Here is a 23,111-nt window from a genome sequence, read left to right on the forward strand (position 1 = left end):
ATGCGCGACGCCGACGCCACACTTTGGGTGCCGATCTTACCGTGGGTGCCATGCCCCCGGTTGCCCATGCTCAGCCCCCGACGCATACTAATGCGATCGGATCGCCCGATACGTAGCAAAGCAACCGGGCGGTCGCGGCGCCCTTGCCTATTTCGACCGATAATGTGGATTTCGAGGGCAGGGTGGATATGTTTGCCCAGGTCATGGGTTGCGCTCCTGGCGGAAGGGGTGAACTAACCTAATGGCACGCATCGGGTCATGATGGTGGCGTCCATGTCGGTGGTGCCCACCACCTTCCGCCCACCGGTGGATGGACCTCTGCGGCCGAGGGCCACAGCTCATGCGAAGCCGAGCGCGATCCCTCCGTCTACGACGAGCTCGATCCCGGTGATGTACTTCGACCGGTCGCCGGCCAGGAACAGGGCTGCCTCCGCCACGTCCCACGCCGTGCCCATGTGGCCCATCGGTACCTGGGCGTCCCGCTTTGCCCACATGGCCTCGATGTCAGCGCTGTTGTACGCGTCGGCGAGCATCGCGGTGGCCACCATCGGCGTTTTCATCAGGCCGGGGAGCACCGCGTTCACCCGGACCTGGTGGTGGGCGAACTCCCTCGCAGTCATCCGGGTCAGGTGGTTGAGCCCGGCCTTGCTGGCGTAGTAGCTCGCGTACGGCACGCCGCTCCAGCGGATCCCGGTGACCGAGGAGATGTTGACTATGGAGCCGCCACCCTGATCGACCATCTGGGGGATGACGTGCTTCATCGTCAGGAACGCGCCCTTGAGGTTGACCGCCAGGACCCGGTCCCAGTCGGCCTCGTCGAGTTGGGTGACGCCGCCGACGGTTCCGATGCCGACGTTGTTGTCGAGCACGTCGAGGCGCCCGTGTTCCTTGACGACGGCATCGACGACGGCGCGGACCTGCGACTCCTTGGTGACGTCGAGCTCCAATGCGTCGGCGGCACCGCCCTCGGCCCGGATCAGACGGACGGTCTCATGGGCCGATGAGAGGTTGATGTCGGCGCAGATCACGGTGGCGCCCTCGCGGGCGAACGTCAGCGCAGTCGCGCGGCCGTTGCCTATCCCTTCGCCGACGCAGCCCGCGCCGACGACGAGTGCGACCTTGCCCGTCAGTTCGGTCATGGTGCTCCTCAGTTCTTTCATGGTGTCTCAAATTCTCTTGCGGGCGTCCGCCCAGAACGCTTCGCGGACCTCCCGCTTCAGGACCTTGCCGTTGCTGCTGCGCGGGAGCTGGTCAGTGAAGACGACCTTCTTGGGCGCCCGGATCGGGCCGAGTTGGTCGCGGCAGAGGGCGATCAGCTCTGCTTCCCCGACGTGCTGTCCAGCCTTGAGCTCGACCACGGCCGTCACGGCCTCGCCCCAGTCGGGATGGGGAGCGCCGACCACAGCGCAGTCCTGCACCGCGAAATGGCTCCAGATCACCTGCTCGACCTCGCTGGGGTAGACGTTGAAGCCGCCCGAGATGATGAGGTCCTTCTTCCGGTCGGTGATGTGGAGGTAGCCCTCGGCGTCGAGATGCCCGAGATCGCCGGTGTGCAGCCATCCGTCGATGACGGTCTCCGCGGTGCGCTCGGGATCCTTGTAGTAGCCCTTCATCACCAGGTCGCCCCGGACGCAGATCTCGCCCGTCCGCCCCTGCGGCACCTTCGCACCGTCCTCGTCGAGGATCGCCACCGTGACCAGCGGGTAGGGGCGTCCGCACGAGCTCAGCCGCTCCTCCGGCGCCACCTCGCCGTCGATCAGGTGCTCGTCGGGCCGCAAGAACGAGATCGCCGCGATGGCCTCCGTCTGTCCGTAGCCTCCCAGGAGGACCGGCCCGAGCCGGTCGATGCCGGCGCGGAGCTTCTCGGTCGACATCGGTGCCGCGCCGTACACCAGGTAGCGCAGGGACGAGGTGTCCGCGGTCCGGTGCTCCAGCGCCTCGAGGAGGCGGTAGATCACTGTTGGGGGGAGGAACAGTTCCGTGATCCCATGGCGTTCGATGGCGTCGAGGACGCTATCCGGCGTCGCGCGCGAGACGATGACGACCGTGCCGCCACGCGCGGTGGTCTGCAGGCTGAGAAGTCCGGCCGTGTGTGTCATCGGTGCCGCGGCGAGGTTGACGACGGGTGCGCCTGCGGGATAGGTCAGCGCCATCATCTGGTGGGCGACCATCACTGACAGGCTGCGGTGGGTGTTCATCACCCCCTTCGGCTCCCCGGTCGTACCGCCGGTCGGCGTCACGGCGACCACGTCGTCCATGGCGAACGGGACAGACGGTGGCGTGTCCGGCTGGTCGGCGGTCCAGTCCTGCAGGGCGGCGTCGTCAGTCCCCGCTGCCAGGGCCACGTAGAGGCCGACCCCCGACGACGCGGACTTCATCTCCGCTACCTGGTGGGCGAGATCGGGGTGGTAGAAGAGGACCTCCACGTCGAAGCGCTGCAGCAGCCGGATGTTCTCCCGCACCGGGTTGGCAGGGTTCAAGGGGACCCACGCCGCGCCGGCGCGCCATGCCCCGAGCACGCAGATCCATGCCAGCGGGGCGTTCGGGGACAGAACGGCGATCTTCGACTCACGCCGCACTCCCGCGCTCAGCAGCGCGTGAGCGATCCGGCACGACAGCGCGCCGGCGTCGTCAAAGGTCCACACCTCGCCGCCGGCCTGGTAGGCGACGCCGGTCGGGTTGATCGCCCGACCACGGTCGAAGAAGTCGATGACGGCCATTGCTCAGGCCCTCCCGAGGATGATCACGGAGGTGACGGCCTCCTCGCCGCGGTGGAAACCCCCGCCGTTCTCGGCGAGGGCGATCCGGGCCCCGTCCACCTGGCGGGGACCGGCGGTCTCGCGCAGCTGTTCGGTGAGCTCGAAGAGCTGGCCGAGCCCGCTCGCTCCGATGGGGTGCCCCTTGGACTCCAGGCCGCCGGAGGGGTTCACCGGGATCCTGCCGCCGAGGGTGGTCTCGCCCCGCAGGGCCGCCGGACCGCCCTCGCCGGGTGGAACGAGGCCGAGCATCTCGGTTTGGAGGACCTCGCCGAAGGCCGTGGCGTCGTGGACCTCGGCCACGTCGATGTCGTCCGGGCCGACTCCCGCCTGTTCGTAGGCACGTGCGGAGACCGAGCGGCTCAGGTGCCCCTCGAAGGTGCCCGTGTCCCGATCCGTCCCGGTGCCGATCACGCTGGCGAGAACCTCGACCCGTTTCGGCGCACCCAACCGCCGGAGCCCGGCCTCGCTGCACACGATGACCGCGGCGGCCCCGTCGGTGATCGGCGCGCACATCGGGACGGTGAGCGGGTACGACAGCCTCCGCGCCGCCAGCACGCCCGCCACCGTCATCGGCTTGCGGTAGTGCGCTCGCGGGTTCGCGGCCGCGTGATCGTGGTTCTTGGCCGCGACCGCCGCGATCTGCTCCTGGGTCGTGCCGAAGAGGCGCATGTGGTTGCGCGCGACCGCGGCGTAGATGTCCATGAAGATCGAGCGATGCCCAAGGCCCGGTTCATCGACCTCACCGCCGAGGTCCAGCAAGGTCCGCGTGAGAGCGGCGGGATCGGCCACGTCGTAGGCGCCGTCGAAGACCGACATGGTCCGCTCGGGGTCATCGACGTTCATCCGTTCTACCCCGATCGCCAGCGCGATCTCGGCGGCTCCGGCCCGGATCTGGTTCACGGCGAGCGCGAACGCGGAGGCGCCGGTGGCACAGGCGTTCTCGACGTTCACGACCGGGATCCCCTGGATGCCCATCGCACGCAGAGCGATCTGCCCCGAGATCATGTGCTGGCCTTCGAGCGCGCCTTGGGTGGCGGTGCCGAAGAACGCGGCGTCCAAGGCACCGACGGTGGCGCCGCAGTCCCGCAGCGCATCGGTGATGGCCCAGCGAGTGAGGTCGCTGACGCTCCTTCCGGAATGCCTGCCGAACGGCGTCATTCCGACACCGGCGATCCAGACGGGGGTTGTCATGGTCTTCCTCATCAGTTCTGGGAGTTGCCGTCCGGCAGACTCCTGGTCGGTCGGGGTGCGGCGTGGGGCGGCAGGTTCGGCGATCTGGCGCTGGGACACGTCGGCGGACAGGGATCGCCTGTGACTCGTGGAAGGCGCCGCGCCACTGGCTGGAACTGGCTCGATGCGCTCCCCTGCAGCAGGCGCAGCGCGTAGTCGGTGGCTTTGTCGCAGACCGGGTTGAACTCTTGCGGTGGCGATGTGGGCGGATGGCGGGACGTCTCGCGAGACCTCGCTTCATCCTGGCCTGAGCTTGCTCATGTAGGGGCTGCTGCAGCCGTGCGGCGAGCCGGGGGCACGTCAGTGTTCGGGAAAGTGCGTCAGGGAGTTGAGGGTCGGGACGAGGTAGTGCTCCTCCCGGTCGAGGTGGGTGAGGAGTTCGACCGACAGGCGTTCCAGATTGGCGTGGAAGTCGGGGGCGGAGGGGGTTGCGGCGACCTTGCGGAGGTCGGTCAGGAGGGTCGCCATGGTGCGGTGGTCGGAGGTCAGGCGGTCCAGCACCTCGGACAGTTCGGGATGTTCCTGGGCCAGGAAGGGGAAGATCGACTGATCTTCCGTGGTGTGGTGGGCGTCCAGGGCCTCGCAGAAGGACAGGCAGTGGCTGTGAAGCCGCTCGGGCAGGACAAGCGGGTCGGGACTATCGCCGTCGGCAGGCAGCCGTGATGCGTCCTCCCGCAGGGCGGCGATGTCGCGGCGAAGATCGTCGTGAAGGGCGATCAGATGGTCGCCGAAGGCGGTCAGCCGGGAGTGGTCGGCGGTGGTGGCGGTGTGCGACTGGTTGGGCATCGGAGGGTTCCTTACGTTGTAGGTGGGTTGGTTTCGGTTTCGGAGGTGGCTGAGTGGGCGCCCATAGTGGAGCAAATGACCATTCCCGGGTCGGCCCACCGGCTGTGTCGATCAACCCGGGGTTAGCTCGCGTGGCGGCAACGATGTCGAACACAAACCGGCAGGCCGGGAGTCGTCACTCGGAGAGGGCCCCTCGGAGGTACACGAGGATCTCCGTCCGCGCGGCCTCAGCCTGGGGCGCCACGCCCGGCATGCTGAGGAACGCGTGCCCAGCTCCGGGATATTCGGTGAGCCGCGCGGGCGTCCCGGCCGCTCGCAGTCGTTCGGCGTAAGCGCGGCCGTGATCGGCCACCGGGTCGTGGGTCGGCACCACCACCAGCGCTGGGGCCAGCCCGGTCAGGTTGTCGGCATACAGCGGCGAGAGCGCGCGCGTGACGGTTCCCGGTGGAACGGCGAGCCGCTGGAACAGTCGCAACACCGGCACGGTCAGGGTCGGGGTATGGGCGTGCTCGGTGAACGAGTCGTGGTCGAACATCGTCTCGGTCACATCGACAGCGGGATTGACCAGCACCTGCGCCCGCAGGTGCAGACCGGCCTCCTTGGCCCGGATCGCGGCCAGGGCATTGATCAACGCCCCGCAACTCTCGCCGAAGACCGCGGTCCGCGCCGGGTTGACTCCCCACTGTACGGCGTGCTGAACCACGTGCTGGAGGACGTCCCAGCCGTCGTCGACGGCCGCCGACAGCGGGGTCTCCTGGTCGAGGAGGCGGTGCTCGACCGAGACGACGACCGCGGGCAGTTGGGCGGCGAGATGGCTGTTGACCCAGTCGCACTGCACCGCCGTGCCCACGAATCCGCCTCCGTGCACGTGGAGCACCAGTGGCAGGTCGTCGCGCCCGGATGACGGCCGGTACACCCGGACCGGAAGCTCGCGGCCGGGCAGCGCCACCTCCTGCCACTGGATCGCGGCGCCGGGATCCGGAACCCCGGTGATCGCCTGCGCCTCAGGGGACGCCCGTCTGCGATTCTCCGCGTCGCGGTAAGCGATCAGTTCCTCGGCTGTCATCGCCAACCAGTCCGGCTCCCCGCCCCGGGCCTGCCGCGACTCCGTATCGGTGACCTCACTCATGTCTTCTCCTCGTCAGACAGTTTCACTACCTGAAGTATCGATACCTAAGGTAGCGCAAATGGGTATCGTGTGGGCATGACCTCGACCACATCCGCCAGACCACCCGGTCGCCCGCGCTCCGGCGTCAACGACGTGGTCTTCGCCACGACACTGAGCACGGTCCACGAGCTCGGCTACGCGCGTGCCACCGTCGACCGCATCGCCGCCGCGGCCGGCGTCGCGAAGACGACGATCTACCGCCGCTGGCCGTCGAAGGGCGCGCTGATCGTGGACTGCCTGCTTGACGCGTTCGGCCCGGTGCCGCTGGAGGGCTCCAGCCGAACTGAGCTCATGTCGTCAGCGGTCCGCTGGATCGCGGCGAAGATCGGCGAGCCCGGGGTGGGCGACGCGTTCGCAGGAGTGTTCAGTGACGCCGTCAGCGATCCGGACCTGCGCGAAGTGCTGTCCAGGCGGTTGCAGGACCCGTATCGGATCGCGCTCCAGGAAGCGCTCGGCGAGCCGGAGAGCCGAGTCCTCTTCTTCATCGACGTCGTCGTCGGAACCTTGCTCCACCGGATGGGCATGACCGGCGAGCCGATGGTCGACGCCGACGTCGATGCACTGGTCGAGATGGTTCTGGCGTACTTCTCCGACGGTGCCGGTCAGACCTAGACCGCCTGTCGAACCGACGGTCCCGAGCCCGGGAACAGCAGCTCCCGGGTAGTACGGCAGCCTGGATCACGTGACCATCGAGCAGGCGACCAAGCCGCCGCAAGCCACCTCCGGCGAAGCGCTACCGTGACCACGCCCACCGACACGTGGCGGGGCAGCACCATGCTGCAACCCGGCTGGCTCGCCTTCACCGGCACGGTGGGCACCACCGGCGCCCACGCCCACGCGGCAGTGCAGGTCCTCATCGTCATCGCGGGCCGCGTCGAACTGTACGACGCCCGCGGCATCCGCCGGCCGGTCCGGACCGCGATCATCCCCACCCGCACCCCGCACGCCCTGCACGGCGATGCGGGTGCCCTCGCCACCATGATCTATCTCGACCCGGACAGCGCTCCAGGTCGCCACCTGGCAGCCAGGCTCTCTGGCGCCCGGCGCGAACGGCTGGACACCTGGATCGCCGCCGCCCATGACATGCCGCGGACGGAAGCACCGGCAGCGCTCGTCGAGGGCTGGGGCGTCTCCCCCACTCGGCCCAACCCCGGACTGACAGCCGCATTGGAAGTGCTGCCACGGATGATCCCCGGCCCGGTCCGGCTCACCGACCTGGCCGTGGCAGCCGGTCTGTCGCCCAGCCGGCTGGGACATCTGTTCACCGCCGAGCTCGGCTTGTCCTTCCCCACCTATCTGCGCTGGACGCGGCTGCGCCGGGCCATGGAACTCGCACGTGACGGTGCCAACCTCACCGAAGCCGCGCACGGCGCCGGCTTCGCCGACAGCTCCCACCTGACCCGGGTCTGCCATGAGATGTTCGGGCTGGCGCCTTCCCGCCTGGTGCAGGCCGTGCGACAGCACTGAGGTCAGCGGATCCGTCCAAGCCACGGAGGGACGCGTCCCGCGACGCTTGGGGCATGCACCGCATCTTGATCCGATACGGTTACGCGCCGTTCATGCTTGTCGGCGTCAACGGGACCGCCGTCTGGCTGACCGCCGTCGGCGCGTCCAAGCTCTGGCTGCTGGGCCTGCTTCTGGTGGCGGTCAGCTGCTCGTTCGCCGCCGAGCGTGTCCTGCCGTACGAGGCCTCGTGGAGCGCCTCCCAGGGCGACGTCGGCCGCGACGCCGCCCACAGCTTCGTCAACGAAAGCCTCATCCTGGTCAGCGTGGCGATCATCCCGCTGCTGGCCGCTCTTGTCCCGGCGGCCGGACTGTGGCCCGGCACCTGGCCGTTCGTCACCCAGGTCCTGCTGGCCGTCTTCATCGCCGACGCCGGGATCACGCTGGTGCACTACGTCAGCCACAAGATCGGCTTGCTGTGGCGTTTCCACGCCGTCCATCACTCCGTCAAGCGCTTCTACGGCCTGAACGGGCTGATGAAGCACCCCTTGCACCAGACCCTGGAGATGAGCGCCGGTGTCGCTCCCTTGCTGCTGATCGGCATGCCCGTCCAGGTCGCCTCCGTACTCGCCCTGGCCGTAGCCGTCCAACTCCTGCTGCAGCACTCCAACGCCGACTACCGGGTCGGTCCGCTCACGCGCGTGCTCGCGCTCAACGAGGGGCACCGCTTCCACCACCTGAAGTGGGCGGGCGTCGGCGACGTCAACTTCGGGCTGTTCACACTCGTCTGGGACCACCTGCTCGGCACGTACTCCTACGACCCGGAACGGCGCTTCACCTCGGAGGTGCTCGGCATGGCCGCCAAGCCCGACTACCCGGTCAACTACCTGGCCCAGCTGGCGGAGCCGTTCAAGGCTTCCGGCGCCTGCCACGCCCCGCCCGTCAACCACGAGCCCGAGGCCCAGGAGCAACCGGTAAGGTGATCGCGTCCACGAGTTGAGGGGCGTCCTGCCCTCCAGGATGGCCGTGGACCCAAGTCCCGCCACCGACAGCCTCGATTCCCGCCGTCGACCGCCGACGCTACCGCCAGTGCCAGCTCGTGCGGGACCGGCCCGCCCATGGCGTCGAAGACGATCTCGGCGCCCGTTCATCGGTGAACGTAGCCGGTACAGGCTGGCCGATGAAACCGTGGCGAGTGCGTCCGGCGGTGTCGATGCCCACCCTGGTTGCGGCCGGCCGCAGTGTCCGGCGTCGGCCGCAACCATGCGGACGGGACTACTCGACCCGGCCGCTCACCAGCTTGTGCAGCAGGTCGGTGAGGGCGGCGGCGAAGGCCGGCGGGTCGAAGACGAAGGCCAGATGGTTGCCCGGGAACTCGACGTACTCGCAGCCGAGAAGGTCGGCGTGGAGGCGGGCGGCACGCGCGTAGTAGGCGTTCCCGCTGTCGTGTCCGGCCGCGGCGGCCACCGGTATCCGGCTGCGGCGGATGGCGTCGAAGTTCGGCCGATAGGTGCTGATCTGCAGATACTCCCTCGCCATGAAGAAGTCCGCGTTGGGCATGGCGTTCGTGGGAGGGAGCGGGTCGAAGCCGACCAGGCACTCGTTGAAGACCTCCATCGCCGCCACGGCGCCGTCGGTGAGGTAGGTCTTGTGTGCTCGCTCGGCCCAGGCCAGACACGTGTCCGCGTCCGGCAAAATGAGCAGGGTCGGCCCCTCGTGCACCACCAACGCCTCGATCATCTCCGGATGGTTGGCGGCGAGTTCCAGGGCGATGTTGGCGCCGCCGCTGTTGCCGAACATGAGGGCCTTGTCGTCTCCCATGGCTTTGATGACCGCGGCTGCGTCCCGCGCCTGCTGCGCCATGTCCAGGTCGGCTTCGGTGTCGGCGACGCTGCGGGAATTGCCTCTCCGGTCGTAAGTGACCACGGTGTACCGATCGGCCAGCACGTTCATCAGACGGTGGTACTGGGTCGCGTGTCCGCCACCGCCGGGGATCAGCAGCAGCAGGGGACCGTTGCCCTGGTAGTCGTAGACGATGTCCGCGCCCTCGGTGTGCACGGTGCTGGTAGCGATGTCCATCTGTGATGTCCTTTCTGGAATTAGCGGAGAAGCTGCCGGTCCCGGGTGCGCCCCGGCATGGCGAAGGCGAACGGCATGGCGGCGGCGGCGAACGCGAGAATCCACCAGAAGGCGTGCGCGTAGGCGCCGGCCGGGTCTGGGTTGGCTGCTCCCGCGAGCTGATTGAGGTTGTCTTGCAGGGCGATCAGCAGCACCGCGCTGCCGAAGGAGGCGCCGAGCTGCATGAGGATCCGGTTGGCTGCGCTGGCGCGGGAAATGTCCACGCCTTCGATGTCGCGCAGTGCGGCGGTCATCGCCGGCGCCATCACCGCCCCGATTCCGCCGCCGCTGAACAGCAGCGCGGCACCAATCACGAACTCGCCGGTGTGCGGGTCGAGTTGGGTGAGGATGAAGCTGCCCGCGATGGTGAGGGTGAGTCCGACAAGTACCAGCACGCGAGGGCTGAATCGCTCGGACAGCCGTCCGGACAGGAACAGTGAGAGACCCATACCGACGCCCTGAGGGATCAGCAGCAGGCCGGCCCCCATCGCGTCGTACCCGCGCGCCTGCTGGAAGTAGAGCGGAAGCAACGCGCTGGCTCCGAACAACGCGACGCCGCCGAGGAACAGTACGAGTGAGGAGGACAGAAAGCTGCGTATGCGTAGCAGACGTAGGTCGAGGATCGGTTCACCACGCAGGCGCAGCGCGTGCGCGACGAAACCGCCCAGCAGGACGACGCCCGCGGCGAGCGGAAGGGCGGCCCGCGGGTTGGTGAAACCGCCGTACCGGCCGGCCTCGGTGAGGCCGTAGACGAGGACCGCGCACGCAGGCGAGAGCAGCAACAAGCCGAGCACGTCCAGCGGGGCTGGGTGGGCGGACCGGTCCGTCGGTACGACCCTCCATGCGACGACGATGGCCGCCACACAGATCGGGACGTTGATGAAGAAGATCCACCGCCAGTCCAGGTTACTGACGAGGAATCCGCCGGCCACCGGTCCGAGCACCGGTCCCAGAGCGGCGGGGACTCCCATGACGCCCATGGCCCTGCCAAGCCGATCGGGGCCCGCCGCCGTAGCCAGCAGCGCCATACCGAGCGGCAGGACCATGCCGGCCCCGAGTCCCTGGATGACCCGGAACACAATCAAGCTCTCGGCCGACCACGCAATGCCGCACAACACCGACCCGGCGAGGAACACGGCGATGCAGAAGGTCCACATCACCCGCCCGCCGTAGCGGTCCAAGGCCCATCCGGATAGCGCCATGACCACCGTCATGGACAGCAGGTATCCGGTGCCGATCCACTGCAGGGTCAACAGCGAGGTGTGGAACTCGCCGAGCAGCGTGTTGTACGCGATGTTGGTCATGGTCGCGTCCAGCTGCATCATGATCGCCCCGAGAACCACCGCAGCCATGAGCCCGGTCAGACCACGCGGGGATGCCGTGTCCTTCTGGGACGCTCTCATGAGTTCCTCTTCTTCCTCGTCAGCAGCCGGGTGGCGGCGGGCGGAGCCACGCAGGCGGCCAGGGTCGCGGTGCGGAACTGGGGAAGGTGTGTCGGGCTGTCGGCGAACATCACGTAGGCAGGCATGGCCATCCTTTATTAGAGATCGGAAAATCAGGGAATTTGCGCATGGCTGATCCACCAGCAGCGCGCCGGTTGGTCAGGTGGATGTCGAGCTGTTAGGCGGTAGGAGCGGGAAGGCCCCTCGTCACTTGATCGAGCGCGTCCCGGAGCAGCTCGCTGTATGACGTGGGAGGGCTGATGCGCAACCACAGATCTGTCGAGGCGGAGATGGCGGTGCTGACCGTCCCCGCCACCAACCGGGGATAGAGGTCGCGATCGACGTCGGTGCCGGTGCGCTCAGCCACGGCGCCGGCCAGCTCCTCCTCGGCTGCCATGGCCGCCCTGAGGAACTCACCCCGCAGCGCCGGGTGCTCGGTCATCAGCCGGACCCCTTTCACCCAACGGGCGTCGGGCTGGGAGTCCTCGGCCTTGGTGTCCAGCGGTGCCCCGATGAGCACCGCGTTGCTGATCGCCTCCCAAAGAGGCTCTCCGGACGGGCGGGCACGCAGCTCGTCCGCGATTCGTGCCGCGCGTTCGAAGTGACGGGCGGCGATCGCCTCGGCCTTGCTGGAGAAGTAGTTGTTGAACGTGCGGGGCGAGACGCCGACCTCCGCGGCGATGTCGTCCACTTTGACGTTGTCGAAGCCGCGGTCGACAGTGAGCCTGATCGCCGCCCAGCTGAGGGCGATCCGGGTGTCGCGCTTCTTCTGCTCTCTCAACCCCATACGACAAGCATAGCCAATCTTGCGCAACGAGAAAAGATGCGCGATCAGAAAAAATACTCCGATGCCCCGGCATGTCGCCGTCCCTGGCGAAACCATGGCCGCATATCGCCTTGACCTATGCGAATGCGGCTGGGGTCTCGACCTTCGGCGAGTCCCCCGTCATGGGAATGCGCGCTCTTGGTCGGTGAATCGTGTTGCGTGGTAGTCGAGCCACCGACGCGTACCGCCCCCATACCGGTGCGTCGGGCCTGCGCCTCCCGCCCGCGAGGGTCAAACGGCAGGCTGACGTATCCCGAGCAGCACAGTGGCTGAGACGGCGTGCAGCGTGGCTGCGAGCTCGCGGTGCCCGTCTTCCGTAGCAGCGCGCATCGGAGCGGGGACCTGACCTGGGGTCGCGGTCCGGGCCCCTGGCGCATGCGGCACCGGCTCAACACTGCGGAGTCATTGGCTTGCCCGTCGTGGGCGGAGAATGGCGGGGGACGCGGCGTTTCTGGCTCATGGACCGGGTGTCTGGGCCGCACCGACACGCTTGCTGTTGCGGATGACGGGTGCGCTCTCCAACTGGCGGATTCCCGGCAGGCTTCCTATTCCGCGCTCGAGGAGGTCGTACAGGGCATCCACGTCGCGGCAGGCGACGAAGACCAGCAGGTTGGTCGGGCCGGTGGTGGCGGCGGCGAAGGCCGCTTCGGGGTGCGCGGCAATGGCCTCGGCTGTCGGGCGCATCTGGGCCGGATCGACGGTCAGCCAGAGTATGGCGAGCGTCTCGAATCCCAGCAGCAGCGGATCGATGTCCACGTCGAAGAAGAGTGCGCCGTGTCGGCGTAGCTGTGCCAGCCTGCGTTTGGCCGTCATCTCCGACCAACCGGTCGCTTTGGCGATATCGGGGTAGGTTGCGCGGCCGTCGCGGGCCAGGGTGGCCAGCAGCTGTTCATCACCTTCCTGCAGGACGACCCGTTCCTGTGGGTAATGAGGTGGTTCAGGGGCGAGGGCGCCGGCCTGCTCGGGGGTGAGCGAGTCGGCTCTGCCGTGCCAGCCGGAGGGGCCGCCTGCGAACGTGCGTAGCAGGCAGTGCGCCGTGACGCCGGTGACTCGCGGTGTCCTGGGCAGTTGTCCGAGCAGCAGTGCGTCGCGTTCGTGGGCACTGCGCGCCCGGGTGACACAGACGATCTCCGTTCCGCCGGAGGTGAGGCAGACCCAGGAGGTGTCCGGCCTGCGAGCCAGTGCGTCGGCGACGGGCACCGCCGCGTCGGGTGTCGCCTGGATCCGGACGAACCATTCCACCCAGCCCAGCCGTCGGGCGTTCGGCAGGCCGACCACCTTGAGTGATCCGGCAGATCGAAGTCTGCGGTAGCGCCGTGCGACCGTCTGATCGGACACGCTCAACACAGACGCGATGCGGCTGAAGGGCGCGCGCCCGTCGATGTGCAGTGCGTGGACGATCGAGCGGTCGAGCTCGTCCAGGACCAGGGAACTCACCCGCGTCAGGGTAATCGGGCCCTAGGCGAAGTGCCTGATGTGCGGGAACGATGGCCAGCCGAGTGAGGCAGTGTGGACGAAGTCCGTCCAGGCCTGCTGCACCTCTTCCATCAGCCGCCGCAGGCCGCCGGGGTCAGCGCCGGCCAGCATCGGTGCTGCATGCCAGGCGCCCAGGCCGCCGAACACGAACGGCAGTTCTATACAGTGGCAGGCGCCGAAGGCGCTGCCGGGCGGCGACCACCCGAACTGGAAGGCGAAGGCCGAACGGGCCTGCTGGGCCAGTCGCAGACTGCCGTCGCCGAAGAGCCGCGCGGTCAGGTCCGCCGGAGCGCCGGGGAAGAACGCCCAGGCCTCGTCGCGAGTCGTGCCGATCAGCATGGGAATGTCGTCGGGGACGTCGGTGAGCAGGTCGTCGGGTACGCCGCCGTCGGCGACCAGTTGGAAGGGTGGGGTCACGGTGAACGGCGCGGCCATGCGCCGTGCGAGCTCTCCTTGGGCGGCCAGCAGGCGGGGAACGGGCATGGTCCGCAGTTGCTCCGCTTCGTCGGGGTGCAGTCCGAGGATCTCCAGCAGCCGTCGGCCGATCCCGGCCGCTTCCCGCGGGCCGTACGGTCGGACTCCGGTCGGGGTGCTCTGCAGGATGACCTGCTGGAACAGGCCGGGACCGGCGGGATGGCGCAGCAGCGCGAGCGTGGACAGCGCTCCGGCGGACTGACCGGCCAGCGTGACGCGAGCGGGGTCGCCGCCGAACGCGGCGATGTTCTCCTGCACCCAGCTCAACGCGGCGATCTGGTCGAGCAGGCCGAGGTTGGCCGGGCCGAACTCCGGTGACAGGTACAGATATCCCAGGGCGCCCAGCCGGTAGTTGACCGTGACGACCACCATCCGGCCGCGCTCGGCCAGCAGGGCGCCGTCATACCAGGCTTCCGCACCCGAACCGCTGGAGAAGCCGCCGCCGTGCAGCCAGACCAGCACCGGCAGCCCGCTGCCGCCTGGAGTCCAGACGTTCAAGGACAGGCAGTCCTCGTCCTGGGCCAGATCGCTGCCCGGCCCCATGACCCGTTCCAGCCGGGAGGGCGGCTGCGGGGCCGCCGGCCCCGGATGGCCGGCGTCCCGCACCTCCTCCCAAGCAGGGGCTGGTCGCGGCGAGGTGAATCGCGCGGCGCTGCCGTACGGGATACCGAGAAATGCCGTGACCGTGCCGGTGGAAACACCGCTCAGTGCGCCCGCGGGCGCATGAACGAGGATGGTCATCTGTCAGACCTCCAGGAAGGCGATTGCCGCGCCGCGGGCCTCGCGGGCACCGACGAAGAACCCGTCCGGCAGCTCGTGGACGGTGAAGCCGTTGCCTTCCACCAGGGCACGGGCCGTACTGACGTCCTTGACAGCGACGGCCTGCCCTGCAAAGTACGGCAGCGCGGGCACAGGCTCGCCGGGCAGGACCTCCCCGAAAGCGGAGGCCGCGACGATCTCCATCTGGCCCACCGTGAGGGGAAGGATGTGCCGGGGCCCCTCGGCGACCGGCCCGGTGCCCAGGGTGCGGGCGTAGCGGGCGACGGTGGCCTCCAGTTCGGCGTCGTCCACGACGAGCAGCACACTGTGCAGGTTGGTGGCGCCGTTGGCGTGCTCCAGGTAGCGGGGCTGGTGGATCAGCTCGGGCGTCAGGTGGCGCGCTATGTGAATCAGGCCTTCGGGGGTGAGCGCGCGGTCGAGGTGAACCGCATGGAACCGCGCCGTCGCCACCCCGTCAGGGGTCTCCACGTCCCGTTGCAACGGCAGCACCCCGGACGACGACAGCCCCGTCTCGCGCAGCCGCCTCTCGACGGTCTCGGCGTCACCACAGCCGAACGAACACCCGTGCAGGCCCTCGTACTGGGCGATCAGCGGGCGGATGTTCCACGGATCGACCGAGCCGTCCCCGAACAGGCCGAGCAGTTCCAGGTAGGTCCGGCCGAACAGCGCGCACCGGTTGCCCGCTCCCATCGGCTTGCGCTCGCCGCCGGGGCGATCGGAGCCCATGTGCATGGACAGCGGGCTGAGCGTGAAGCCGAGCCGCTCGTACGTCCTCGCGGTGGCGTCCATGTCAGTGGTGTAGAGAACGGAGTGGTCGATCCTGTCGATGTCGCGATCGGTCATGCCGCACAGACTGCTTTTGAGCTGAAGTTCATTCCAGCCACCGAGGTCTGATTGATGGATTCCGACATAGCACGGCGGGCAGTGTTGGAATCCGTCGCAGATCGGTGCGGCGCCGACTCATGTCGAGTCGGCGGTGCCCGCCGTCTTCGTGAAGGGCGATCAAATGGTCGCCGAAGGCGGTTGGTCGGGAGTGGTCGGCGGTGGTGGCGGTGCGGGATGCCGGAGAGGCCCTGTCACCTCAGCTGATCCACCGACGGGTCTCGCTCCGCCTCGCTCGCGGCCAGGCCTCGGGGGTGGCCGGCCTGGTCCGCCGCTATGACCTCACTCAGTCAGGGCGCGGCGCAGGACGGCGCCGAGTGCGGTGACCTGCCGCTGCGAGATCTCGGCGGACAGGATCGCCTGCGATCCGTGGAAGGTGCCGGGCCACTGGTGCAGCTCGACCGACACGCCCGCTTGCAGCAGGCGCAGCCCGTAGGTCATGGCCTCGTCGCGGTTCGGGTCGAACTCCGCGGTAGCGATGTAGGCGGGTGGCAGGCCGGACAGGTCGGTGGCCCGCGCCGGCGCGGCGTAGAGCGTGGCGGGCACGGAACCCAGGTAGTGCCGCCACGATGCGGCGACCACGTCGCGATCTAACCAGGGCGTATCGGTGAAGTTCCGCTGCGACCACGTCTCCTGCCGGTCGTCGAGCTCGGGCTCGTTGAGCAGTTGGAAGCGGATCGGCGGCCCCTGCTCATCGCGCGCCCGCAACGCCACCTGGGCTGCGAGCCCCGCGCCGGCACTGTGACCGCCGACGGCGATCCGTCCCGGGTCGATGCCGAGCTCGGCTGCGTGCTCGGCCGCCCAGGTCAGCACGGCGTAGACGTCGTCCCGGGCGGCCGGGAACCGATGCTCGGGAGCCCGGCGGTAATCCACCGAGATCACCACCGCGCCGGAGCCGTCCGCGAGCCGGGCGGCCCAGAGGTGCTCGGTATCCAGATCGCCCATGACGAATCCGCCGCCGTGCAGCCAGACGACGGCACTTTGGGCCTGATGCGGGCGATAGATCCGCACTGCCACGTCCGGATCGGCGGGCACCATGCGGTCCTCGATCTCCAGGCCCGTGGTGTCCGGTGCCGGCCGCGCGGCGGCCGCCTCGGTGTAGTTCTTGCGCGCGGCGACCGGGTCGGTCAGATCGACCTGGGGGACAAACGGGAGGAATGCTTCCAGTTCGGGATTCATGTCGGCCATCCTTCCGGTCGCCCTTCCCGGGATCATCCGCCATCCGTCGGTGATCCCACCCCGATCATGCACCGATCGGCGCATATCCTCTTCGCCATGGAGGCCCTGGCCGTACGGCTGTCACACCTGGATTCGCACGTCGAAGGCGCGATCCGCGTCGTCGCCTGCTACGACACGCTGATGCGCCGACGGGTGGATCTGCCGGCGCTCGCCCGGGCCTCGGCGGGCCTGGCCGAATGCGTGGCCGGGATTCGGCTCCACGGCACGGGGCAGCTGATCCGCATGTTGCCCGACGGCAGGCAAGCCTCCGCCCCGCCGTCACCCGCGTCCAGCACAGCGCCGATCACCCTGGATGAGGAAGAGATCGGCACGGTGTGGCTGGAACGCCTCAGCCCGCCGAGCCCGCTCGACGAGGTCCTGCTGGACCGGCTCGCCATTGCCGCCGCGGCCGTCGTCGAGAGGTACGGCCCGGCCCGCACCACGATGGCCGACCCCGCCCTGGTCGAGCTGGTAATCAGCTCCGGCAGCGACGAGGCGGCCAGAGCCCGGGCGTTACGGCTGCTGGGGTTCGCCCCCGACCTGCCCGTCCGCGTCCTCGCCGTGCGGTCGCAGCTTCCGCTCGACCAGGTCGGCAGCCTGATCTGCCCGAACCGCCCAGTGAAGGCGGCACCGCTCGCCGACGTGGGCGTCATCCTGGCCACCACCGTGGACCTGGCCCAGTTCCCGGCGAGCGTACGCGCGGGCATCGGCGCCGCCGACAGCTCCGAGCGATCCTGGCGGCAAGCCCGCACCGCCCTCCGCTTCACCGCCCCGCGCCAGCCGGTCGTCCACTACGGCGACCTGGGCGCGCTGGCCCTTCTGGCCGAGATACCCCCCGACGCCGCGCGAGACAACGCCGACGTCGCCGCGATCATCCGGATGGCCGACAGCGCAGAAGATCTGGAGACTCTGGACGCCTACTGCGCCACCGGCTCCCTACGACAGGCCGCCGACCTTCTCCACCTGCACCACAGCAGCGTCGCTCGCCGGCTCGAACAGATCGCAAAGACCCTGGACATCGACCTCACCGAACCCACCGGACTGGCACGGGCCAGACTCGCCCTCACCACATGGCGGCTGCTCGACGACTGAGGAAGATCCGCCTCGCTCCCCAACTGCTCGGCGATGTTCTTCCGAACGTGACCCGTGGCGCGGGTGCGGCCTGCAGGCCCGCGAACCGTGTCAGATCGGCTGCCAGGTGATGGCAGTCCGTCTGCCGCCGGACAGAGACCCAGCTAGCGAAATGCGTTCGGACGACCGGTGATGCCCAGCCTTCCGTGATGCCCCATTCACAGGGACACGTACCTGGTCACCGCATGCGCAACCGTTCCGGCCGCCCTGCTGCATCGGCTTAGCGCGAGGGCTGGTACTCAAGGGTGAGCTTGCCGCGCTGGACGTCATGGGATCGCGACTCATTTTCGGCCCCGACCGTAACCATACACGCTGAACGTAAAGAGTCGACCCGGACTGCCGACCAAGACACCGATCATCCATGGGGCTTGACGGAATTTGCACAAAAGATCACACTAGCGAGCGTTAACGGGCGCCCACAGGACGATGCAACCGCTCCCGTAGCGAAGTTTCGATGGGTTCCACGTTCAACTGGCGGAGCCCATGAACTTTACGGTCCTATCCCTTATTCGGCCATGCCATCTGCGTTGCTCCGGCATGCGCCGTCGTTCCCACAGCCCACCTGGGAGGTCACATGCGACTGGTCAAAAGCGTCACCGTCTCCTTATCCGCACTCATCCTCGCCCTGACGCCGATCGTCCCCGCGTCAGCCGACCAACCCGCCCCCGCGTTCGAGCCAGCGCCGCCCGGGCCCGGCCTTGTCTCGCCGGAGACCGAGGAAGCGGCCAACGAGATCAACGCGCTGGTCGAGGCGTCGCCCGAGAAGTACACCGGCGTTCGGATCACCGGCCCCGACGCGGTGACAGTGGTCCTCCCCCCGGGGCCCGACTTCGAGCAGCGTTCCGTCACCGTCAGAGGCGGCGCGAAGCGGGCCGTTGGGACCCGGCCCGTGTCCATCAAGGTCGAGGAAGGCAACCGCAGCCTGGCGGACGCCCGGCGCACCAAGGCCGAGATCGGTGAGCTCATCAGAGCAGGCACGTACCAGGACAAGGTCATCGGCGTGGGCCTCGACCCTGCGCGCGGGATCGCGGTGGCTTACGCCACCAGCGATTCGGACGCCGCCAGGATCAACCTCAAGCAGCGCTTCGGGGATTCGGTGGTGTTCCGGCTCGCGGATGGGATGAAGGTCGCCGAGCGCGACCGGTCACGGGACTCGGCGCCGCACTACGCCGGGGCCGGATATCGCCTGTGGAACGAGCCCCACACCGGAGAAGCAGGCCTTTGCTCGACGTCATTCCCCGTGGTCAAGGACGGCGTCCGCCACATGTTGACGGCCGGCCACTGCATGCCGGGCGCGACCAACTATCCTCGCGCCTGGGCCGCCACCTTCACCAGCGCCACCCCGCCCTCGACGAGCTACTACTTCGGGGCCAAGGTGACCACCACTGTCGGTGGAGAGCTGGGAGCCTACACGGACGGCAACCAGGACCTCTACGGAGACTTCTCCCTGCTGCAGGGCTCCACGTACGTCAACGCCGTCTACAACTGCGCCAATCTCTCGGGCAGTTGCTCGTCCCTGCTGGTGGGGGCCGTGAGCTGGTCGACTCCCGCGAACGGAACCTCCGTCTGCACCAGCGGCCGCACGACAGGCCAGATCTGCCGGCACATCGTGACCGACGCCAACTATGAGGGGTACGTCGGCGGGTTGTACATGCGCCAGCTGGCGTTGATCCAGTCCGACCAGGACAACGACGGGCAGTACGACTGCACGACCATCCAGCCGGGGGATTCGGGTGGCGCGGTCTACCAAGGTGTGAGCGGAAGCACCATGGTGCGCGCGATGGGCATCATCACCGGGTACGGCGGCTGCCACTCCCTCTACACCAAGCTGGCCGGAGTGAAGGCCTGGGACTCCTCCATCTCCATGCCGCTGAACTGATGCGGCCACGACACTCGTGGTGTCGATCCGGATGACGTGAACAACCCCCGCCGGTTGATGCCGAGCGGGGCGTTCACGTCCGTCCGGGATCGGCGTCCTGGGCCCGTCGGCCGGCCTCGACACGAACCGCGAGCCGTCACGCCGTCCCTTGTCAGTCCGCGAGCGCCGGCCGGCAATGGATTTCGAGCGTCCGGCCGAGCCGGCCGACGTCTCGCGGATAGGTGGCGTACAGGAGGGACACAAGGCCGCTTGGTTTCGTTCGTGAGAAGCGACCGCAGTCATCGACTCAAGGGCTTTGGCATCAACCAGAGACAGGTCGTTGGCCGAGGTGAGCGGCGTCCGCCCGCGTGGCGGCTGGGTGCGGTCAGGACTGGCGAACATCAACCCTGCCGGATCGGGGGTGCGGTCGCCCGTTACGAACAACTGCGGCGGAACTGGCGAAGAAGACCAGCCGCACGCACGGCGCGCAGTCCAGCGGCGCGCCTCGCCCCTCATCTCCGCTTATCTCGCCTGTCTCGGCTCATTCCCGGGTGAACCGCGCAGGCCATCTCCAGGCGCACCGCGCACGCCATCCCCAACAGGACCGCACAGGTCATGTCCAGGCGACCTCGTACGCCGAGTAGTCCTTCAGCGTGATCGAGTCGTGCACCCGGACGCCTTGACCACCGAGCCTGGACGCTGCCCTGACCAGCCCGGTCGGCAGGTGGCCGACGAGCCGCGCCCCCTGCGCGAGCGTCCACAGGTCGAACGCGCTGCCGGGCACGAGCCGCTTGGCGGCGCTGACGGCGAGCGCGCGGGCACCCCGTACGTAGTCACCGATCTCGGCAGCGTAAGCACGCAGCGCGCGCTCGTAGTCGCCGCCCGCCGCCGCCAGCTCGCCCGCCAGCACGTATGCCCCGACGACCGCGAGGCTGGTGCTGCCTCCCACCGCGGGCCCGGGGCAGTGGCCCGCGTCTCCGACCAGCGTCACCCGGCCCCGCGACCAGGTGTCGAGGCGCAACTGGGTGATGGAGTCGAAATAGAACGCCGGGGTGCTGTCGAGCTGGGCCAGCAGACGTGGCACCTCCCAGCCCACGCCCTCGAACCGGGCACGCAGCAGCTCCTTCTGCCGGGCGACGTCGCGGTGGTGGTAGTCGAGCGGCCGCGGCGTCCTGAACAGGAACAAAGCCCGCGCGTCGTCCATGTGCGCCGTGCCGTACATGCCCACCATGAGGCCGACGCCCAAGATGCTCTCCATGCGACCGTCGAGCCCCAGGTGGTTGGGGACCGACATGACGGCGAGGTAGGCGCCGATCCAGCTCGCGTAGCTCGACTCGGGGCCGAAGACGAGGCGGCGCACGTTCGAGTGCAGCCCGTCGGCGCCGACGACGAGGTCGAACCGCCCAGCGGGCCCGCGCTCGAACGTGACCTCGCCGTCGTCCGAGATCGACGTGATGGAATCGTCGAAGACGTAGTCGACGGCGTCGCGGGTGGCGTCGTAGAAGATCTCGCTCAGGTCGTCGCGCATGATCTCGACGTGCCGGTCGGAGATCGCCCTCACCAGCCGGCCGATCTCCAGCTCGATGCTCCCCTTCCGGCCCTCCCGGTACATCGTGAGCCGCTCGGTGCCGGTCCGCTTCGCGTGAACCCGGTCGATCAGGCCCATCTTCTCGACGATGTCCATGGCGGGACGGAACAGGCCGACCGCATGCCCGCCCGTCTTGCGCAGCACCGGGGCCCGTTCCACGACTGTGACCTCGAAGCCGTATCTGGTGAGCCAGTACGCCAGGACCGGACCAGCGATGCTGGCGCCGGAGATGAGAATCCGCATGCCACCCCTCCTTGTCATTCAGTCCCCCGCGCGGCGTGGATCGCGGTGAAGGCCAGGAGGGGGTGACGGTCCACGGCGGGTCCTGGAGTGCCGGCATGTATCCGAGACCGGTCACCGCCACCCGGGCCCCGGATCGCGTCCGCCTCGGTCAGCACGTCGTGGCCGAGGATGCGCGCGCCGCCGTACAGCCGCGCAACAGGGTGGTTTTGCCCGCCCCGTTGGGGCCGAGGAACCCGAACACCTGGCCGCTCCGGACCGTCAGGTCGATCCCGTCCAGCGCCTGGTTCTCTCCGTAGACCTTGACCAGACCGCACCTCGATCGTCGGATGATCTCCACCCAAGCTTTTCTTTGACATGCCGTAAGACTTATCTATCTCTTACAGCTTGTCAAGGTTATGGCCGAACGCGTACCTTCTAGGAATGGTCGACTCGCACGACACCGCCACGCCGCCACGCCGCCGCCGGTCCGACGCCCGGCGCAGCATCGACGCCATCCTCAACGCGGCGCATCGTGCTCGGCGAGCGCCCCGACGCGAGCACGGAGGACATCGCCGCCACGGCCGGCCTCACTCGCCAGACCGTCTATGCGCACTTCCCTTCACGCGATGCCCTAGTAGCCGCCCTCGTCAAGGCCGCGGCCGCCGAATACGCCGCCCTGCTCGACGACGCAGGCCTCGACACCGTCCCACCCGCCGACGCGCTGACCCAGTTCCTCGGCGCCGGCTGGCGGTTTCTCGACCGCTATCCCCTTCTGCTGAACACCACTGCGGCCCAGATCCCGCGACCCGACAGCGACCCCCATGACGCCGTGCCCCCACGACTCGAACGGCTCATCCAGCGAGGCCAGCACACGGGCGACTCCGACCCATCACTCCCCGCGGCCTGGCTCGCCGCCGCCGTCCTCGGGCTCCAGCACACCGCCGCGGCACAAGTCGCCACCGGGCGCCTCACCACCCACGAAGCAGAGGCGCTCTGCTTGGAAAGCACACTGCGCCTCCGCAGCGGGGAGGCACGTCGCTCAGGACCGTCCTGAAGATCTTGGCCGTTGGGGCGTATGAGATGGCCGTCCCGCTGTCGGCTAAGTGTGGAGATCCGGCTGCCTGAAGCTGAGCGGGCTCGGCTGGTCGGTATGTCAGCGGAGTCTGCGCCCGCAGAAAACTCCGCCCATGCAGGTCAAGCGGCATGTTAATACTTGTAGAGGACTTCGCTGAGCCTGCCTGCACCGCTGCAGAAGTCGTCGCAAGGCGCTTGACCTGGGAGTCGACCTGAGACGCGGCTCAGGCAAGATCGGTTCTTATGTCTCTCCGTCTTCTCTACCTACTCGTGATCCGGGCGTTTGGCTGGACGGTACTCCTAGGCCGAGGTGAGGCGGTCAAGGACGTCGAGATCATGATGCTGCGGCATGAGGTAGCGGTGCTGCGGCGCCAGGTCGTCCGGGCCGAAGCAGGACTGGGCCGATCGAGCGGTCCTCGCCGCGCTGGCGCGACTCCTGCCGCCCGGCTTGCAGTTCATCGGCTGGTGACGTCGGGCACCCTGCCAGCCTGGCACCGCCGCCTGGTCCGACGCCGGTGAACGTATCCAAGCCGGCTCGGCCGCCCGAGGACGAGTCAGGGAGATCCGGGACCTAGTGACTGCGCCCGGCGCGGGAGAACCCGATCTGGGGACATCCGGATCGCCGCGGCGACCTCA

21 protein-coding genes are annotated in these 23,111 nt (G+C 68.6%); 6 read left to right on the plus strand and 15 right to left on the minus strand.

Going from position 1 to position 23,111, the window contains the following annotated elements:
* Nucleotides 1-338: 338 nt before the first annotated feature.
* From ACIHFD_RS04120 to ACIHFD_RS04140, 5 genes are all read right to left on the minus strand, one after another.
* A complete protein-coding gene (locus ACIHFD_RS04120) occupies nucleotides 339-1,139 on the minus strand; it encodes an SDR family NAD(P)-dependent oxidoreductase (protein ID WP_397365504.1) in 801 nt (266 codons plus the stop codon).
* 27 nt (nucleotides 1,140-1,166) lie between these two features.
* Complete coding sequence (locus tag ACIHFD_RS04125; protein WP_397365505.1) at nucleotides 1,167-2,720, minus strand: class I adenylate-forming enzyme family protein; 1,554 nt, start codon at nucleotides 2,718-2,720, stop codon at nucleotides 1,167-1,169.
* Between the two features lie 3 nt (nucleotides 2,721-2,723).
* Nucleotides 2,724-3,950: a thiolase family protein gene (locus ACIHFD_RS04130; RefSeq protein ID WP_397365506.1), complete on the minus strand. Its 1,227-nt coding sequence runs from the start codon at nucleotides 3,948-3,950 to the stop codon at nucleotides 2,724-2,726.
* Between the two features lie 339 nt (nucleotides 3,951-4,289).
* Nucleotides 4,290-4,775 (minus strand): hemerythrin domain-containing protein, encoded by a 486-nt coding sequence (locus ACIHFD_RS04135; RefSeq protein ID WP_397365507.1) that lies wholly within the window; start codon nucleotides 4,773-4,775, stop codon nucleotides 4,290-4,292.
* Between the two features lie 175 nt (nucleotides 4,776-4,950).
* A complete protein-coding gene (locus tag ACIHFD_RS04140; protein WP_397365508.1) occupies nucleotides 4,951-5,904 on the minus strand; it encodes an alpha/beta hydrolase in 954 nt (317 codons plus the stop codon).
* A 75-nt stretch (nucleotides 5,905-5,979) separates the two neighbouring features.
* Between ACIHFD_RS04140 and ACIHFD_RS04145 the strand changes: the two genes are divergently transcribed.
* The 3 genes from ACIHFD_RS04145 (at nucleotide 5,980) to ACIHFD_RS04155 (ending at nucleotide 8,369) form a co-directional block, all read left to right on the plus strand.
* On the plus strand, nucleotides 5,980-6,555 hold the full coding sequence (locus tag ACIHFD_RS04145; RefSeq protein ID WP_397365509.1) for a TetR/AcrR family transcriptional regulator: 576 nt from the start codon (nucleotides 5,980-5,982) through the stop codon (nucleotides 6,553-6,555).
* A 126-nt stretch (nucleotides 6,556-6,681) separates the two neighbouring features.
* Nucleotides 6,682-7,410, plus strand: coding sequence for a helix-turn-helix transcriptional regulator (locus ACIHFD_RS04150; protein ID WP_397365510.1), 729 nt, complete (start codon nucleotides 6,682-6,684; stop codon nucleotides 7,408-7,410).
* 53 nt (nucleotides 7,411-7,463) lie between these two features.
* Entirely contained in the window at nucleotides 7,464-8,369 is a 906-nt protein-coding gene (locus ACIHFD_RS04155; protein ID WP_397365511.1) for a sterol desaturase family protein, read from the plus strand.
* A gap of 292 nt (nucleotides 8,370-8,661) precedes the next feature.
* Here ACIHFD_RS04155 and ACIHFD_RS04160 read toward each other — a convergent pair whose 3' ends face one another.
* The 8 genes from ACIHFD_RS04160 to ACIHFD_RS04195 all read right to left on the minus strand — a co-directional run bounded on the left by ACIHFD_RS04160 (nucleotide 8,662) and on the right by ACIHFD_RS04195 (nucleotide 16,563).
* On the minus strand, nucleotides 8,662-9,465 hold the full coding sequence (locus tag ACIHFD_RS04160; RefSeq protein WP_397365512.1) for an alpha/beta fold hydrolase: 804 nt from the start codon (nucleotides 9,463-9,465) through the stop codon (nucleotides 8,662-8,664).
* A gap of 20 nt (nucleotides 9,466-9,485) precedes the next feature.
* Entirely contained in the window at nucleotides 9,486-10,907 is a 1,422-nt protein-coding gene (locus tag ACIHFD_RS04165) for an MDR family MFS transporter (protein WP_397365513.1), read from the minus strand.
* Nucleotides 10,904-11,032, minus strand: coding sequence for a hypothetical protein (locus ACIHFD_RS04170; protein ID WP_397365514.1), 129 nt, complete (start codon nucleotides 11,030-11,032; stop codon nucleotides 10,904-10,906). Before ACIHFD_RS04170 ends, ACIHFD_RS04165 begins: the two co-directional genes overlap by 4 nt.
* Nucleotides 11,033-11,124: 92 nt before the next feature.
* The gene (locus tag ACIHFD_RS04175; RefSeq protein WP_397365515.1) at nucleotides 11,125-11,733 is read right to left on the minus strand and encodes a TetR family transcriptional regulator; all 609 of its coding nucleotides are present in this window, start codon (nucleotides 11,731-11,733) and stop codon (nucleotides 11,125-11,127) included.
* Between the two features lie 495 nt (nucleotides 11,734-12,228).
* Nucleotides 12,229-13,209: an Lrp/AsnC family transcriptional regulator gene (locus ACIHFD_RS04180; protein ID WP_397365516.1), complete on the minus strand. Its 981-nt coding sequence runs from the start codon at nucleotides 13,207-13,209 to the stop codon at nucleotides 12,229-12,231.
* A 21-nt stretch (nucleotides 13,210-13,230) separates the two neighbouring features.
* Nucleotides 13,231-14,463 carry a carboxylesterase/lipase family protein gene (locus ACIHFD_RS04185; protein ID WP_397365517.1) on the minus strand — a complete coding sequence of 411 codons (1,233 nt, stop codon included), beginning with the start codon at nucleotides 14,461-14,463 and terminating at the stop codon, nucleotides 13,231-13,233.
* Nucleotides 14,464-14,466: 3 nt separating this feature from the next.
* Complete coding sequence (locus ACIHFD_RS04190; RefSeq protein ID WP_397365518.1) at nucleotides 14,467-15,345, minus strand: VOC family protein; 879 nt, start codon at nucleotides 15,343-15,345, stop codon at nucleotides 14,467-14,469.
* A gap of 321 nt (nucleotides 15,346-15,666) precedes the next feature.
* Entirely contained in the window at nucleotides 15,667-16,563 is an 897-nt protein-coding gene (locus ACIHFD_RS04195) for an alpha/beta hydrolase (protein ID WP_397365519.1), read from the minus strand.
* 96 nt (nucleotides 16,564-16,659) lie between these two features.
* On the opposite strand from ACIHFD_RS04195, the gene ACIHFD_RS04200 reads away from it, so the two are divergent.
* Together ACIHFD_RS04200 and ACIHFD_RS04205 are read left to right on the plus strand one after the other, a co-directional pair.
* Nucleotides 16,660-17,694, plus strand: coding sequence for a PucR family transcriptional regulator (locus ACIHFD_RS04200; protein ID WP_397365520.1), 1,035 nt, complete (start codon nucleotides 16,660-16,662; stop codon nucleotides 17,692-17,694).
* A gap of 613 nt (nucleotides 17,695-18,307) precedes the next feature.
* The gene (locus ACIHFD_RS04205) at nucleotides 18,308-19,612 is read left to right on the plus strand and encodes a hypothetical protein (RefSeq protein WP_397365521.1); all 1,305 of its coding nucleotides are present in this window, start codon (nucleotides 18,308-18,310) and stop codon (nucleotides 19,610-19,612) included.
* A 592-nt stretch (nucleotides 19,613-20,204) separates the two neighbouring features.
* Here ACIHFD_RS04205 and ACIHFD_RS04210 read toward each other — a convergent pair.
* Nucleotides 20,205-21,422, minus strand: coding sequence for an FAD-dependent monooxygenase (locus ACIHFD_RS04210; protein ID WP_397365522.1), 1,218 nt, complete (start codon nucleotides 21,420-21,422; stop codon nucleotides 20,205-20,207).
* Between the two features lie 148 nt (nucleotides 21,423-21,570).
* Entirely contained in the window at nucleotides 21,571-21,759 is a 189-nt protein-coding gene (locus tag ACIHFD_RS04215; RefSeq protein WP_397365523.1) for an ATP-binding cassette domain-containing protein, read from the minus strand.
* 174 nt (nucleotides 21,760-21,933) lie between these two features.
* On the opposite strand from ACIHFD_RS04215, the gene ACIHFD_RS04220 reads away from it, so the two are divergent.
* On the plus strand, nucleotides 21,934-22,455 hold the full coding sequence (locus ACIHFD_RS04220; RefSeq protein WP_397365524.1) for a TetR/AcrR family transcriptional regulator: 522 nt from the start codon (nucleotides 21,934-21,936) through the stop codon (nucleotides 22,453-22,455).
* Nucleotides 22,456-23,111 lie beyond the last annotated feature (656 nt).

It is taken from the genome of Nonomuraea sp. NPDC051941 (assembly GCF_044593615.1).